The sequence below is a fragment of the Laceyella sacchari genome (assembly GCF_004343255.1).
GTDB lineage: Bacteria > Bacillota > Bacilli > Thermoactinomycetales > Thermoactinomycetaceae > Laceyella > Laceyella sacchari.
Window position 1 is genome coordinate 403,091 of sequence record NZ_SMDD01000001.1, and the last position, 15,032, is coordinate 418,122.

At 45.8% G+C, this 15,032-nt stretch carries 11 protein-coding genes, 1 CRISPR repeat array and 1 riboswitch; of the genes, 5 read left to right on the plus strand and 6 right to left on the minus strand.

The features are described from left to right. Positions 1 to 31: 31 nt before the first annotated feature. Positions 32 to 892, minus strand: coding sequence for a protein phosphatase 2C domain-containing protein (locus EDC32_RS01940; RefSeq protein WP_022738368.1), 861 nt, complete (start codon positions 890 to 892; stop codon positions 32 to 34). Positions 893 to 1,232: 340 nt separating this feature from the next. Beyond that, a CRISPR array of direct repeats spans positions 1,233 to 1,593; the repeat unit is 30 nt; unit sequence GTTTAGTTGGAACCATAGTGGTATTGAAAT. Positions 1,594 to 1,969: 376 nt separating this feature from the next. Between EDC32_RS01940 and EDC32_RS01945 the strand changes: the two genes are divergently transcribed. Together EDC32_RS01945 and EDC32_RS01950 are read left to right on the plus strand one after the other, a co-directional pair. After that, positions 1,970 to 2,380, plus strand: coding sequence for a DoxX family protein (locus EDC32_RS01945; RefSeq protein ID WP_054096114.1), 411 nt, complete (start codon positions 1,970 to 1,972; stop codon positions 2,378 to 2,380). Between the two features lie 88 nt (positions 2,381 to 2,468). Then, positions 2,469 to 2,888: a YugN family protein gene (locus tag EDC32_RS01950; RefSeq protein ID WP_022738371.1), complete on the plus strand. Its 420-nt coding sequence runs from the start codon at positions 2,469 to 2,471 to the stop codon at positions 2,886 to 2,888. Between the two features lie 96 nt (positions 2,889 to 2,984). On the opposite strand, the gene EDC32_RS01955 is transcribed toward EDC32_RS01950, so the two are convergent. Continuing rightward, on the minus strand, positions 2,985 to 3,917 hold the full coding sequence (locus tag EDC32_RS01955; protein ID WP_054096113.1) for a CobW family GTP-binding protein: 933 nt from the start codon (positions 3,915 to 3,917) through the stop codon (positions 2,985 to 2,987). 297 nt (positions 3,918 to 4,214) lie between these two features. Here EDC32_RS01955 and EDC32_RS01960 point away from each other — a divergent pair, with 297 nt between their 5' ends. Then, a complete protein-coding gene (locus EDC32_RS01960) occupies positions 4,215 to 4,571 on the plus strand; it encodes a (2Fe-2S) ferredoxin domain-containing protein (protein WP_106343170.1) in 357 nt (118 codons plus the stop codon). A 234-nt stretch (positions 4,572 to 4,805) separates the two neighbouring features. Continuing rightward, a complete protein-coding gene (locus tag EDC32_RS01965; RefSeq protein ID WP_132219805.1) occupies positions 4,806 to 5,588 on the plus strand; it encodes a class I SAM-dependent methyltransferase in 783 nt (260 codons plus the stop codon). A 292-nt stretch (positions 5,589 to 5,880) separates the two neighbouring features. Here EDC32_RS01965 and EDC32_RS01970 read toward each other — a convergent pair whose 3' ends face one another. Beyond that, complete coding sequence (locus EDC32_RS01970; protein ID WP_054096111.1) at positions 5,881 to 7,272, minus strand: S8 family peptidase; 1,392 nt, start codon at positions 7,270 to 7,272, stop codon at positions 5,881 to 5,883. A gap of 412 nt (positions 7,273 to 7,684) precedes the next feature. Between EDC32_RS01970 and EDC32_RS01975 the strand changes: the two genes are divergently transcribed. Further along, entirely contained in the window at positions 7,685 to 9,007 is a 1,323-nt protein-coding gene (locus tag EDC32_RS01975) for a 6-phospho-beta-glucosidase (protein ID WP_132219806.1), read from the plus strand. Positions 9,008 to 9,060: 53 nt separating this feature from the next. On the opposite strand, the gene EDC32_RS01980 is transcribed toward EDC32_RS01975, so the two are convergent. The 3 genes from EDC32_RS01980 to EDC32_RS01990 form a co-directional block, all read right to left on the minus strand. Further along, entirely contained in the window at positions 9,061 to 10,380 is a 1,320-nt protein-coding gene (locus EDC32_RS01980) for a Na+/H+ antiporter NhaC family protein (protein WP_132219807.1), read from the minus strand. Between the two features lie 94 nt (positions 10,381 to 10,474). Next, positions 10,475 to 10,584: riboswitch (SAM riboswitch) on the minus strand. 657 nt (positions 10,585 to 11,241) lie between these two features. Continuing rightward, positions 11,242 to 13,107 carry an ATP-dependent helicase gene (locus tag EDC32_RS01985; RefSeq protein ID WP_132219808.1) on the minus strand — a complete coding sequence of 622 codons (1,866 nt, stop codon included), beginning with the start codon at positions 13,105 to 13,107 and terminating at the stop codon, positions 11,242 to 11,244. Next, entirely contained in the window at positions 13,104 to 14,939 is a 1,836-nt protein-coding gene (locus tag EDC32_RS01990) for an ATP-dependent nuclease (protein ID WP_132219809.1), read from the minus strand. Before EDC32_RS01990 ends, EDC32_RS01985 begins: the two co-directional genes overlap by 4 nt. Positions 14,940 to 15,032 lie beyond the last annotated feature (93 nt).

A 15,032-nucleotide genomic window follows, 5' to 3' on the forward strand; every position in this document is an offset into this window, starting at 1 on the left:
ATCAATCCTCCGGCATTTTATCAGTAGGTGGTTAGTTGATGCTGATTAGCAATGCGCTGGCATCATCGTATTGTTTAAAACGTGGATATGTTTGTCCTTGAGGATCAGCTGATTCTTTGCTCCTGATCAAATCTAAGCATTTATCAAGCCCATAATTATTCACGAACTTGAGTAATTCTCCCCAAGATTTGAAAAGGTCTAATGTTGTTACAGCCCTAGCAAAGCCGTCAGTCATCAATAAAACGTGTTTACCCTTTGTTTTGATTGCCAATGTTCCTGTCATAGCATGATAAGCTGCGTCGGGTTTTTCTGAAGCAATCCAGTAACCATCTATTTGATTTCGGGATGACACTTCTAATTTTACCAGATTCATTTTAATATTGTTAATTGAGTCTGAATGATAGCCATTGCCACTTTGTAAAAGGTGGTTGATTTCACTTCTCATTTCCACACCGACCTTTTCTAAACGATTATCTGTGAAACAGCGAATTGAATCACTTATATCTGTAACTATATAGCTGTCCCCCAACACCAAGTATTCCATCTGTTTATTGTTGATTTTAACCATAGCGACAGTGCTACTTGGTAAAACAAAATTGGCGACTGAACGATACTCCCTTAGATTAGAATGATCAAGTACGTATTGAATAGCATAGTGAAGAATCTCTTTAAGATGATAAGGTTCGGCAAAGGAGGTTAGTGCTTTTTTAATACCTTTATCTAATTGTTCAACATACCACTTCGTATCAATTTTACTAGGAACCTTAAGTCCATTTGGTACAGAAGCACCATCTAATACCCAATAAACATTCTGAAAAGAACTCACTAAATCTTCATTTTTGTTTTTGTCTGGGTTTGGATTTGAAATTGAGTGTAAACGGATATTTGTCATGTTTTCGCTCCTTGTCGTCTTTGTAATATTTCTTTTATAGGATATACCTTTGTTTGCTCACTTAGAAACTGTCTATTTATTTGTTTAGATAAGGCCTTGGATAACCCTTTTTATATACAATGTATTGTTAAAGAGGGAATGAAGCGGCGGCCTTTTCCCGTAGAGCGTCGATGCACAAGTGGAGCAATGAGAAAATGGTTATGGAGTCGCAGCTCCGAGACGCTTTCACTCGCTAAAAAGTCTGTGAACCTCCCGGGGTTTTTGCATTATCAGAGGTTCACAGACATTTTCGGCTTTTGCTATAATGAAAGTGCTTGAGATGACTGGCGTTCACATACGGGTTTAGTTGGAACCATAGTGGTATTGAAATCCGATCAGCAACACGATCCAAGCGGCAACGAAAGGGTTTAGTTGGAACCATAGTGGTATTGAAATTTCTCAAGAAGAAACGCAACTAAAACTAGACCTAGAGTTTAGTTGGAACCATAGTGGTATTGAAATATACAAATGAATTCCGGAAGATACCACTCCACCGTCGTTTAGTTGGAACCATAGTGGTATTGAAATTGTATCTTGCAAGTGACAGACGTTCGGCTTTCTTGCCGTTAAGTTGAAACCATAGTGGTATTGAAATTTGTTCTTTTCTGATAGCGAAGATGCGGCGATAATGCGTTTAGTTGAAATCATAGTGGTATTGAAATAGCTCATCATTATCTGGATCACTTTTGTCCCCGAACGGTTTAGTTAAATCCATAATTGTATTAAAACTTTCCTGTTCCCTGACCACTTACATCGCACCACGCATCAATAGATGATCCCAAGAAGAAGATCCTCCCAGCGAGCTTTGCAAAATAAATCCAACCATAAATATCTGAATTGTTATACGATAAGGAGAGGGATTTTAGCCGGCGGGGTTTCTCACTGTATACAGTCAGACATTAACCGCTCATCCCTCCACAGGCGGATGGTTTAACCCATTTGCTTGACAACCATCTATTACTATTTTATGCTAACTTACATTAAGTAATTTAATTGAATTTTTTATGTCCTATATCCATTTGAGAAAGGATGTATCACATGCGTTTGAATACAGCAGTGAGTGTGTTGATTTTGAGGATTGTGCTCGGTGTGACGTTTCTGGTGCACGGGATTATGAAGTTTACCATGGGCTTGGATGCCGTGGCAGGGATGTTTGCAGGGATGGGGCTTCCCGGGTTCCTGGGGTACGCGGTGTCCGTGATTGAGTTGGTGGGCGGCGCGGCGATGATTCTCGGTCTGGGTACGCGGGTGGTCGCGTTTTTGTTTGCCTGCGTGATGGTGGGTGCGATTGTGACCGTTAAATGGTCTGTTGGTTTTGTGGGAAATGAGGATATGGCTGGATATGAGTTTGATCTGGCGCTGTTGGCGATCTCGGTGTCCTTGCTTCTCACCGGGGGTGGCCGGTGGGCATTGGACCGTTTCTTTGACAAAGAAGAACATTTTAGCTAAAACGGCATGTTTCCTTTAGTAGATGGATGAGGCATGCGGTTTCCGCGCATACTAGGATGAGAAATATGCGCAGATAGGAGACTCATCCATGATACCGATTGATTCAACCATTGAGGGCATTCGGCTGACGCTGGGGAAGGCGGAGCAGATTTTGGCTCCGGAAGGGTTTGTGCTCGGTGGCGGGCATCAATATGACCATGGCTATTTTGACTATGCCTTAGATGAGGAAGCGGAACATGGCCACCGTTATTACTTGCGCGTACCAGTGTACGCCGTGTCGGGCGACATTGAGATGGGGCGCGGGGATACGGTGGTGGACTTGGGCAAACCGTTTGTCATCAAGCATGAGTTTCGCACCGGCAATGATCCGGTCGGAGATAGCGGCGTGGTCAGTGCGCTTGTCAATCAGTTTAGCAAGCCGCTTCCCACAGAAACAGCTGATATCGCACCGCAGTGGGTGGACCGGGCTCGCCAGAAGGTTGCGCGGTTGGAGTCCCTGTTTACCTAGTGCAAAGCGTGTAAGAAAACAAAGGCAGGACGGGACAGAACTCCCGCCCTGCCTTTGTGCGTTGTGCAGAGGGTGTCCCGCGTTTGGAAGTTGGCCTTAGAGCTTGGCCAATTGTGCTTTTAATTCAGTTTCAGGCAAGTCTTCGCCGATGAAAACCACGGTGCTGGGATAGGGAAATGGCTCTTCCGTAAACATCGGCATGCCGTAAGCGTATTGAAACAGCATGGTTTGCTGGGGCTGATCGTGAAAGCGCAGATATCCTTTTGCCCGGTATAGTGTGTCTGGCGTTGTGCGGAGCCACGCTTCAAACATGTTGCGGTCGATCGGTTTGTCCCATGTGTAGGAGAAGGCGCGTACGCGCAAGTGTTCCGCGGCATGCGCCGGTTGGTGTGTTTCTGTGCGGTAAAACGAGGTGTGTGTGCCGACTGCGTCATAAAGGAGCGGTAAGTCAAATCGCGCAAAATCGGTTACGATCTGGGGCGCGGTGCTGTTGATGCGGGTGAGGTCAGTAGTCAGGCGCTCGCGTTCACTCTCGGTGACATCACTGGCTTTGTTGATGATCAAAAAGTCAGTAAACCGCACCTGCTCCTCCATCAGGCGTCTCACCCGCACGCTGAGCCGATCCCGGTCACGCCAGCGGGGCAAGTCCAAGGTGGTGACGATTTTGCACGTTTTGAGCTGCTTAGCCATCAGTGGCGTGATGCAAGCGTCCAACACTTCGATAGGATGGGCCGCTCCGGTCGCCTCGATATAGATGGCGTCAGGCGCATGCTGTTGGCACAAACTCAGCAGTTGATGCGACAGCTGCGCTTGGATCGTGCAACAGATGCAGCCGTTTAACAACTCCTTCAACGGGGTGTCCTGTGGCAGGAGGCGCGAATCGACGGAGATATTGCCGATCTCATTCATCAATACGGCCACCTGGCGGCCACGCTCTTTTTCCCAGGCCAACAGCTGGGTAAGGAGCGTAGTTTTGCCGCTGCCCAGAAATCCGCTTAAAATATAGATTTCTACTGGCTTTGTGGTCATGTTCTATTTCACCTCAACCAAGACGAGACACTGACTAGGGTGTGCCCGTTCAATATGCTGAGCGGCTTCAATGTTGGCCGCTTGCATGTGTCTGCGTGATTTGCCTGACACGCCTTCACTCGCGTCAAATTAGATCTATCATAACTTGTTCTGCTATCTATGTAAATGATAATTGAACCTGTTTTGTTGAGATAGAATTCACTACAAAGTTATAATATAATTGCGATATAAAGAAAGATAGAGATTATTGGTTAAATCATAATCATTCTTATTAAGTCGATACAAAAAGGTGATTAAGTGAGCACATGGGATTTTTCGGAGCTGCAACATCATCTCCTGATCTGTAATGGCGGAAGTTGTATGAAACGGCAAGGGGAAGAGGTGACGCAGGCAATTCGTGCGGAAATCTCCCGCTTGGGCCTGGATCAACAAATACACACGTCACGGACGAGATGCAATGGGCGTTGCCAAGACGCATGTGTTGTCATCGCATATCCCCAAGGGACGTGGTTTCGCAATGTGAGTCCGGAGCATGCGCCAGCGTTGCTCGAGCGGGTGCGGACGGGGCAAGGGTTTGAGGAGCATGTTAGCCACATCTTGGTAGACGGGAAGTTTGTTAGAAGTGAGGTTGCGCCGCTTGGAAAGAAAAAGTGACCCCTTGTTAAGGGGTGAGACTGCTGACAAAGGTAGAATAGATCACACATAGATTACTCCAAAAATCATTGCAATACAAAGCTTCCCATTACCCCAAAGGAATGGGCATGCTAGACCACGAACGTATTTTAAAGGTCAGAAAACTGTTTTTTTTCGCAGAAAATGGAGGCGCGAGCCTTATAAACTCTGTTACGTCAGTGTTTTCATACTGTGCCGCACGAGGAGGAGTATTTCATGCCGATTGACTTTCATTCTGAGAACAACCGTTTCACATATGCTGCACGTCAGGCTTACTTATCTTGGATATCCACCATCCAAAATATCGTGGATGTGAAAGGCAAACGCGTTTTGGATATGGGGTGCGGTGGCGGGATTTATTGCAAGGCGTTTGCCCAGATGGGCGCAAAACATGTTACCGGAATCGATTTTTCCAGGGAGATGGTCAAAGGCGCCACAGAAAACTGCAAGGACTATCCCCAAATCACCTTTGTCGTAGGGGATGCACTTGATACGAACATGCCAAGTTCAACGTATGATGTGATCCTAGCAAGAGCACTCATTCACCATCTGTCGGACTTGGAATCGTGTTTCCGTGAGACTTACAGGTTATTGAAACCTGGCGGCATTTTCATCGTGCAGAACCGCACCATCGAGAATGCATTGCAACCACCGAGTGAAAATCATATTCGAGGGTATTTCTTCGAAGTATACCCAAGACTTATCGACATAGAAGCCGAACGTAGGCATGATGGCAAAACAGTTAAGGAAGCCTTACTAAAGGTGGGTTTTCAATCCGTTGACGAACATCCATTATGTGAGACAAGAAAAACTTACACCGGTCTTGAAGAGCTTAAGAAGGATCTGTTAGCGAGAACAGGTCGGTCCATTTTGCACGAGCTGTCAGATCCGGAATTGGAATATCTCGTTCAGTATATAAGCGAACGCTTGAGCAATCGCAGTACACAGGAAATTGTCGAACAAGATTATTGGACGATTTGGGTGGCCAAAAAGGAATAATTGTCAGGCAAATCCGTCAACCGGTCAACGTTCCAGACAGCGGTTTCAATCGCATTCCTCTCACTCAAACCGTTCCCATCCGTAGCATATCAACATCGAAACGGTGCAAATTATCGCAAAAAAAACCGTCCTTTTCTCACGAAAGGACGGAGAGGCTATAGTCTTTGTCAACAGCTTTTTTGTCGTATTGAAGTGAAATAAAGATCCATACAACCCCTGGCCCTTTTCTCATGAAAAGATCCAGGGGTTTGTCCTCAAGTTCACCCCTTGTTAAGGGGCCTTATTCATTGTGTTAGAAAGAATATAAGATTTTTCTCAAGTCAGGCATTACGCCGATCTTGTCAGTAGACGGATTGGCTGATGGCGTTCCAAACTGAGGATTGCTCAGGATGCTCCGCAAGGTGGCCGGGGAGTAATGGCTCTGATATTTGGCGTAAGCGGCCCCTTGTACGGCGACAGCTGCACCGGCCACAATGGGTGAAGCGCCGGAAGTTCCATTGAAACTTGTGGTATAACGGTTGGTCTCACCCAAGTTGCCATAGGTGGTATCAATGTTTTCCCCCCAACCGTAGCAATCAATGCGGCTGCCGTAATTGGAGAATGACAAGCGCTTGTGCACGGTGCCGGAGCTGGCGGCGCCCACCATGATTGCTCCCGAATCACGGAAATCGGGACTGTTGCGATTTAACACGTATTTGCCCTGACTATCCTTATAAGCGTCCAAGTCGTTGGCGCCGTTGCCGGCCGCTTCTACGATCGTAATGCCTCGATCCGTTCCCGTGCGAATGGCGTCAAAGACAGCCGGCTCCACTTCCACGGGCAAATACGTATTGTAGCCCGGTGCGGTTGTTTGGGCTTCCAATAACAGCACATCGCCTGGCTTCATGGTATTGACCGCACTTAAAATAGCGTCCGCGGTGCTGTATGTGGATTGGGTGCGCCACTGTGACACGACTTTGGCCGTAGCGTTGGGAGTGATGCCGATATCGCCGATGGTATTATCCACCGCCACCACTTCACCCAGCACGGCGGTGCCATGGCTGTGGTACGCTTTGTTCACCCCGGAGATCAGCTGGATTCTTTTGGCGGCCAGATCTTCGTGGTTCAATTCCCACCCTTGCTCCAAATCGACAAAAGTGATGCCACTGCCGTCCCCGCCGGCTTTGGTCCAAGCGAAATGGGCGTCAATCCCTTCCGGGGCCGGCTTCAGATATCCTTGGTTGCCCGAGCGAGGGTCGTCTTGGGGAGTGACTGCCGGCGGTTGCACTGGGGTGCCTTCGACATAAGCCAATTCCACCAAGGAAGAACGTTCATACTGCTTGGCTAATTGCTCGGCATCCATTCCTTTGGGAACCGTTACCGCATAATATTGCATCAAATCGGGTCGTGCCTGCTTGGCATGGATCATGTTGTGCAAGCGGTTCGGCTCGATGGAACGGAACAAGCGCTCCATTTTCAAGTTGGGCAGGGAAGCGGTTTTATCTTTCGCACGGATCGTTTTTTCCACGCCATCTTGATAGGATGGGACGAGGTGATCTTTGAGTTTGACAACAACCCGTTTTTGGTGCGGGTTTGTTTCATTCGCCGCAACAGAAGATTGGGCGCCACCCATGATGGTGAGGACGGACGCGCACAGCAAGACGGCGGTCGACAGCGACAGCCATTTGAACCTTTTTTTTCTCATGGTGTTCCCCTCTCTGATGTGGATTCACGGGTGATGAAACATTAGCGTGTGTCTGGCAAAGCAAGTTGGTAGGGAAGAAGCGGCGGAAAAAACCTTTTCTCGAGGAGCGCCTCGTTACGCGTGAAGCGAATGAGAAAATGGTTTTGGAGCCGATCAAAAAAGTTTTTACAGTTTATTAACGACTTCTTCATGCAGTAGCCTGCGGGTATAGTGGTGTTGTTAGGTGCGTTGAAAACTTGGCTTCTCACCCCCAAAAAATATTTGTTGATGACGTAATATATTTAATTTTATATCAAATGATTTAATTCATCTATTATTTGAACAGATCATAAGATTAATTAATTTAGTTGGTTGGCCAAAGGCAAGGGGGATGACTCTGAGAAAAAATGAAGCGGGTGAAAGGGGATGCTGTATGCGTAATGGGTTGAAGATGGCGGTGATCGGCGGAGGTTCAAGCTACACGCCGGAGCTGATCGATGGGCTCATCAAGGGGCAACATGAGTTGCCGGTAAACGAGGTCTGGCTGGTGGATGTGGAAGAAGGGAAAGAAAAGCTTGCGATCATTGGGCGTCTAGCCCAGCGCATGGTGTCCAAGGCGGGAGCGCCGATAACGATTCATTGGACATTGGATCGCCAAGCAGCGCTCAAAGACGCCGCTTTCGTCATCACCCAGTTTCGGGTGGGCGGGTTGGCGGCACGGATCAAAGATGAAACGATTCCTTTAAAATATGATGTGATCGGACAAGAGACCAATGGGCCCGGCGGTCTGTTTAAAGCCTTGCGCACCATTCCGGTAATCTTGGACATTTGCGAAGAGATGGAGGAGTTGTGCCCGGAAGCTTGGCTGATCAACTTTACCAATCCGGCGGGGATTGTGACGGAAGCGGTGTTGCGGCATAGTCGGATCAACAAAGTAATCGGCTTGTGCAACGGCCCGATCAGCATCAGCAGGGGGGTCGCCGCGGCGCTCAATGTGGAGCCTGCACGGGTGCGCATCTGCTTCGCCGGTTTGAATCACATGTCGTACGGTTTGAAGACCACCCTTGATGGAGAAGACATTTCTAGCCGGGTGATTGCTAAGTTGGCTGGGCGTGGCGAAGATGGACAGATGATCCGCCAATTGACTGGTGTCGAGTGGGTGCCGGAGTTTGTGGAAGCGCTAGGGGTGATTCCTTGCGGTTATCATCGGTATTATTATCAACCGCGCACCATGCTGGCTGCGATGAAGCGAGAAGCAGCACAAACCGGCACCCGGGCGGAGGTGGTCAAACGGCTGGAGGATGAACTGTTTGCGTTGTACCAAGATCCTAATCTGAACGTCAAACCGAAGCAATTGGAGGGGCGTGGCGGTGCCTATTACAGTGAAGCGGCGGTGCAGTTGATGCGTTCCATCTACACGGATAAGCGGGACATTCAGGTAGTTAACACCCGCAATCAGGGGGCGATTGCCGGCATCCCTGATGAGTCAGCGGTGGAAGTGAGTTGCGTCATCACCAAAGAAGGGCCACGCCCACTCGTGATGGGTGAGTTGCCGGTTGCCGTCCGCGGATTGGTACAACAGATCAAATCATTTGAACGCGTCACTGTCGAAGCCGCAGTGTCAGGCGATTATCGTACTGCGTTGTTGGCGATGGTCATCAATCCGTTGGTGCCTTCGGATGCGATTGCCAAACAGATCTTGGATGAGTTGTTGGAGGCGCATCGGGCTTATTTGCCGCGTTTCTTTGGTGATTGAGGAAGGTTCAAACCAAAAGAAAACCCCACCTTCGTCATGAGGTGGGGTAAATATTATTGGTTGGCCGGCAATGTTGTTTTTTGTACAGCGGGTTGAGCTCCTTTGGCGCGTGGATAGCCGATCAAAATGGAGATAGATGCGCAGACGCCGATCAACAGCGGATAAACATTGTACTGTAAGATGGACAGCGGGGAGATCGAAGCCACACCCGCGGCCACGAGCAGTTGTGGGCCATAGGGGATCAAGCCCTGGATGCAACAAGAGAAAATATCCAACAAACTGGCTGATTTGCGGCGGTCGATCTCATATCGTTCAGCGATTTCTTTGGCCAGTGGCCCGGCAATGATGATGGAGATGGTATTGTTGGCGATGGCCAGATTGGTGGCCGAAACCAAACCGGCAATGCCGAATTCAGCGCCTTTTTTCGAACGGATATTGCGGGTGATCGCCTGCAACAAGAAGTCAATGCCGCCATAGTGACGGATTAATTCCACCATGCCCCCGATCAGGAGAACCAAAATGGAGAGTTCTTGCATTCCGGCAAATCCGTTGCCGATCTCTTTGATGAAGCTCATCACGGTGTATGAACCGTCCACCAGACCGATCGCTCCGGCAAACACAATCCCGCCCGTCAATACGAGCAGCACATTGACGCCGGCCAACGCTGCGATCAATACAGCCAAGTAAGGCAACGTTTTAACCCACACCACTTGGTCGGTGGCGACATGACTTTGTCCGCCCAATGTTAAGAAGGTGAGGAAGGCTACGGTGACCAGTGCGGCGGGCAACACGATGAAAAAGTTCACTTTGAACTTATCTTTCATATTGATGTTTTGCGAGTTGACTGCGGCGATGGTTGTGTCGGAAATGACGGACAAATTATCCCCGAACATAGCACCACCGATCACGGCCGCAATGGCCAATGCCACCGGAATGTCTGTCTGTCCGCTGATGCCGACACCGATGGGCGCCAGAGCTACAATCGTCCCCATGGAAGTTCCCATCGACAGGGAGATAAAGCAGGCAATCACAAACATACCGACGATCAGCAGGTTTTGCGGCAGAATGGAAAGAGCTAAGTTGACGGTGGCGTCGACAGCTCCCATCCCTTTGGCTACTGCCGAAAAAGCGCCGGAGAGCAGAAAAATGATCACCATCAAGATAATGTTGTCGTGTCCTGCTCCACGGCAGAAAAGCGCCGTTTTTTCGTTTAAGGATAAGGAACGGTTCATCAGAAATGCCACACCGGACGCGATCAGGACGGCGACCAACACGGGGAATTTGGTGAAGTCCCCGGTTACAAGTCCGGCGCCGGCGAACAAGGCCAGGAATATGACAAAGGGCAACAATGCCCATGGATTGGCTTGTTTCATGCTTATAACCCCTTTCTGTGGTTTGAACGGAAAACTGAAAAGACCCCTTCTACACACAACAGGAAGAAGAGGTCTTATGGTTATAAGCGCACTCTTCTTATCTGCCAAGCTTATCGCTTGCTGGATTTGGCACAGCACTCTCCATGAGAAGAGTCCGTTGCCGAGGTTTCCCAGGGCCAGTCCCTCCGCCTCTCTTGATAAGAAGACGATCTTCATTATTCCGTTTTTACATGCATACTAACTGCGTGTCGATTTCCCTATGCCATAGTAAAATGATTATATGTAAATGTCAACGATTTGTTGGTTGTCAGGTTTTGGTTGAAAGGGGGGATTCACAATTGACAGGACATCTACGCCAGATATTGGATGAGTTGCGGCTTATAGGGGAAAAACACGGGGTGGGTTAATCAAGTCAGTGATCGTACAGGGAATGTGGATGAAATCGAAGGAGTAAAAGAACTTGCGGATAGTTTGCCCTAGTAAACAATTGAAAAAGGCTCCCTATGGCAGTAGAGAGCCTCGGCCAGCATTACGAGTTTATGTTAGTGGCATGACAGTTTTAGTACTGGCTTAAGTCACGTACAATTCTTTAATGAATACCATAATTCTAGATAATTGTGTTTCATTTAAATAAATAGTGCGCCCTAAAATGACAAAAATTAGATCGGATGCTGAGGTAGAGCATGAACCTTTGTGGAATAACAGTGTTAATGCCAAGATATTATTCGAGAATCAAAATAAGGGAAGTAAGATATAATATTTTCGGCAAATTAAGCTAGTTATTTTTGTCGTGTAAAAACTTCAATGACAATCAAGTATAATATATTACACCCTTATAGTTATTCATCATCAAGCACATATTCAGCGGATTTTGTGGGCAAATCTCTTTACATCTATTTCTTCAAAAAAGCGACTTGGTTGTTTTCTTTGTCTGTCGCGTTGCTGTGCATAAGACATGTACAATTTGCTTTCTGAACGAGTCATTGCGACATAAAGTCCACGCCTCTCTTCAGCCTCATCATACCTTGCGGGAACAATGTCGTCCTCTAGGGCAATAATAAACACAGCCTTATATTCCAAACCCTTGGCCGCGTGGAACGTGGAAATGCCAACTTCATCAATCGAATTTTCTATATAGTTAGATTCATCTTGGAGATCAAGCTCGCCAACCAAATCGATGATGTTTCTTGATCGAGATTTTATCATTTTCTCTTTCAACAATTCTAGATGCCTACTTTGTTCATAAGCGTCGTTCTTTTCAAGCAAAAGCAAGGTACTAATCTTCAATAAGTCGTACAAATCATTATATATCTTGAGATAGCTTTGTGTGTGATTGTACTCTGCACAGAATTTCGCAAACTGCTTTACCGCGTCATCCATCTCATCCTCTGGTGTGATTTCGGTAAGCTTTGTAACCGACAACTTACCCTCAATAAGCTCCTCGTAATGATTTACTGTTTTATTAGAGCGGTAAAGCTTTGAATAGCGAGGAATCAGCGACTCCAAAATCGATTCCAGAATTAAGTCATTTGAAGGCTCTACTATCAATTTTAATGATTCCTTCATCAGATCAGAAAAGAGCTCCACCTTGTTGAAATTCTTTCCGAAATGACGGAACGGTATCTCTTTTTGGATAAACATATCATCGACAATCTTAAGTCCAGGGTGCCTGCTTCGATAAAGTACAATTATTTTCTTATATTCAATCCCCTCCTTGTGAATCTCTTTTATCTTATCGGCTACCCATTCAGCTTCTTGGATGGCTGTGGTGAAGCCTTTTATCTCCAAACAGTCATCAGGCTCCGTCTCACGGCCTAAAAGAGTCTTTTTTTCTCTTTTATCGTTGTGCTCTATTAGCGAGTTTGCCGCGTCCAAGATAATCTGAGGCGAGCGATAATTACGAACCAGTGTAATACTATGTGCATTCAACTGCTCAATGTATTCACCAATAACTGTCGGAAGAGCCCCCCGCCATCCGTATATGGATTGATCATCGTCCGCTACAGCCATTACATTTCTTGCACCTTCGCCTAATAAGCGAATAAGCTCAAGTTGCATACGATTGGTGTCCTGCATCTCGTCAATCAGCAGATAAGGGAAGGCGTTATGATATAACCATAACAGTTCGGAATGATTTTTTAATAGTGTTACCGTAAGTAATATAGCGTCATCAAAGTCAATCATATTATTTTCGCGCAAACGTGTCTCATACTCGACTGCGGCGGACGTAAGACCTATGGTTTTTGTTTTTTCGGTTTTCCTTAAATATTCTCCATAATCAACAGATGAATTCTTCAATTTGCTAATCCAGTTAGCGAATGCGTTTTCTCTCATATTTCTTACATTATTATTCCTTAAAACAGAAAGGATTAGCTTATTTTTTTGTGCAGGAGACACAAAAGTAAAATCTCGCGGAACCTCTATTTTATCTCCATATGCCCTAAGCACGGACTGGCATAAATTGTGGAATGTTCCCAAACGAATACGACGACTGTCGATTCCAAGATTCTGCACTCTTGATCTCATCTCGTTTGCTGCTTTATTGGTAAACGTTATTGCTAGTACCTTCCGAGATGGTGGAACCAAGTCTCTTTCGAACAAATAGGCGATTCTTTGGGTTATAATACGGGTTTTTCCTGTACCCGGACCCGCGAAAACTATGGTATTTCGGTCTATTGTTTCTACCGCTTCAATTTGCTCTTCGTTTAATCCCTCAAGACTTTTCATCTTTCTTGCTCTCCTTCAATATCATCCCAATATCCTGCTAGCTGTATAACGGCGTCGAGTGTGTTTTCGATAAATTTTTCAGTAAAATGATCACTGAACTTCTCCCCGATCAGTCTTCCTGTTGTCCTACCCTTTATTTTTCGAAAAGAATTCGCCAATGTTTCTCTTATTTTCGACTCAACCTCAGAGGTATGGGTAATAACTTCATTTAATATTGGAATCGCTTCCTCTAAACTTTTGTTGTTTTTTCGCATATCACGTAGCTCGTTGGACTTCTCCACATCAGCTTTTTTTATTGCCCCTTTGAGATCTGAAAAAAGATCTTCTTTCCTTTCTGGAGAAAGTACTTCCTCCAAGAACATTATTAACTTATCAATCGGTACATTGTCACAAACATATCCCTCAATGTCTCCCATATTAGGTTTCCGTGGTAATTCATAAACATTGGGGCAGATCTCTTTGATTTCCTTTAACTCTTTTTCGTGGTTTTTATCCTTAGAATCGTAATCAATCACGGTGACACATGGGATACCGAAATTATTTAAAAGCCTGATAAATGCTTTTATGTTTGTTTTTCCACCAGCGTTAATCACGGATACACCAATACGATCCAAGTCATAGTTACTGTCCTTATAAATAAGAGAAAGTCCCAATTCAGGAAATAACCCTTGCTCAGTTGGCCCTTCCGTCAACAAGACTGCTTTGGAAAAAAAAGCATCCGCTTTTCCAACATCAAGGTGTTTTTCGTAAGAGGATACAAACTCTTCGGGGAAATTCTGGGGCAATTGCACGCTGGTTGATGTTCCTTGTGCATCCTTTCGCATTAAACAAATTTGCCTTGGATTAATAAGCTCAATTAATGAGGGCGAATGAGTGGCAACAAACACTTGCCTTGTGCGGGATAATTGCAAGATTTCCCTGTACATTTTGCGCTGGGCATGCGGATAAAGGTGAGATTCAGGTTCATCAATGGCAAATATCCCTTCCCGTAATTTTCCAATGCCTGCAAAGGCTCTAAATATGCTGACAGTGAGTACGCTTTGAAGCCCTAAACCTAGTTGATCAACATCGAGGTATTTGTCAGCTGCGTGATGTTTAAGTTGCATTTGAATGTATTTTTTTACATCCACAGCAGTTGATGTTGCAATGGTAAGGCGCAAAAGATCATCGATCCTTGGCAAGTCTATTATTTGCTTGGTGATGTCAGCAACGACATTTGTGAATTCCACAATTTCAGGGTTATTTTTTAAGGAATCACTCGCTTCATTGAGTTTGGATAATATAGCTTCCTCCTGCTCAGTAAGATTGATTTGATTTAAGATACGACCGAATAAGCTACCTTTATTGGGTTTGATAGCCCTGTAATCGCGCATTGCATCCTGAAAAAAGAACGAGATCAGTTTCTTCTCCCCAAACGAAACTAAACGATCTGGCTGGCGTGCATATACCAACGACGGCTCAGCTTCCCGTGTGTTTTTATCATAAATAACGGAAAATTTAAGTGAGAGAGAATATTTGTTTTGTCCTCCCACTTGCTCGGCATCGACCAGGCCAATAAACTCTGCGCAGAGCTCTTCGCTAAGATCCTCCAGTACAACTTCTACTTTAATGGGCTTGTTTAAGTCATAAAAGTCCGTTTCCTCAAATTCCAATGTTCTGATTGATCTCTCTGGATTAAAGAGCATATGCAAAATTGACAACACATTGGATTTACCAGCATTGTTTTCCCCAATGAGCACTACGATATCGTGGCCATTAATTTTTTGCGGTACGATTCGAATTTCATCTTTGAAATTTCGAAAGTTGCTTATTCGCAGATCTTTAATTCTCATTTGTTACCTCCATGTTCTAATAAGATTGTCTAAAAATTGTTGTCTGATATATGATTGGTTGGAGTTTCAAGTATAATTTAATTTTTCTCTATG

What these genes read in the sequence shown, in the direction of transcription:
- EDC32_RS01965 (WP_132219805.1), top strand. Translation starts at nt 4,806, where the DNA reads ATGCCGATTGACTTTCATTCTGAGAACAACCGTTTCACATATGCTGCA.
- EDC32_RS01950 (WP_022738371.1), top strand. Translation starts at nt 2,469, where the DNA reads ATGATACCGATTGATTCAACCATTGAGGGCATTCGGCTGACGCTGGGG.
- EDC32_RS01980 (WP_132219807.1), bottom strand. Translation starts at nt 10,380, where the DNA reads ATGAAACAAGCCAATCCATGGGCATTGTTGCCCTTTGTCATATTCCTG.
- EDC32_RS01945 (WP_054096114.1), top strand. Translation starts at nt 1,970, where the DNA reads ATGCGTTTGAATACAGCAGTGAGTGTGTTGATTTTGAGGATTGTGCTC.
- EDC32_RS01940 (WP_022738368.1), bottom strand. Translation starts at nt 892, where the DNA reads ATGACAAATATCCGTTTACACTCAATTTCAAATCCAAACCCAGACAAA.
- EDC32_RS01985 (WP_132219808.1), bottom strand. Translation starts at nt 13,107, where the DNA reads ATGAAAAGTCTTGAGGGATTAAACGAAGAGCAAATTGAAGCGGTAGAA.
- EDC32_RS01975 (WP_132219806.1), top strand. Translation starts at nt 7,685, where the DNA reads ATGCGTAATGGGTTGAAGATGGCGGTGATCGGCGGAGGTTCAAGCTAC.
- EDC32_RS01990 (WP_132219809.1), bottom strand. Translation starts at nt 14,939, where the DNA reads ATGAGAATTAAAGATCTGCGAATAAGCAACTTTCGAAATTTCAAAGAT.
- EDC32_RS01955 (WP_054096113.1), bottom strand. Translation starts at nt 3,917, where the DNA reads ATGACCACAAAGCCAGTAGAAATCTATATTTTAAGCGGATTTCTGGGC.
- EDC32_RS01970 (WP_054096111.1), bottom strand. Translation starts at nt 7,272, where the DNA reads ATGAGAAAAAAAAGGTTCAAATGGCTGTCGCTGTCGACCGCCGTCTTG.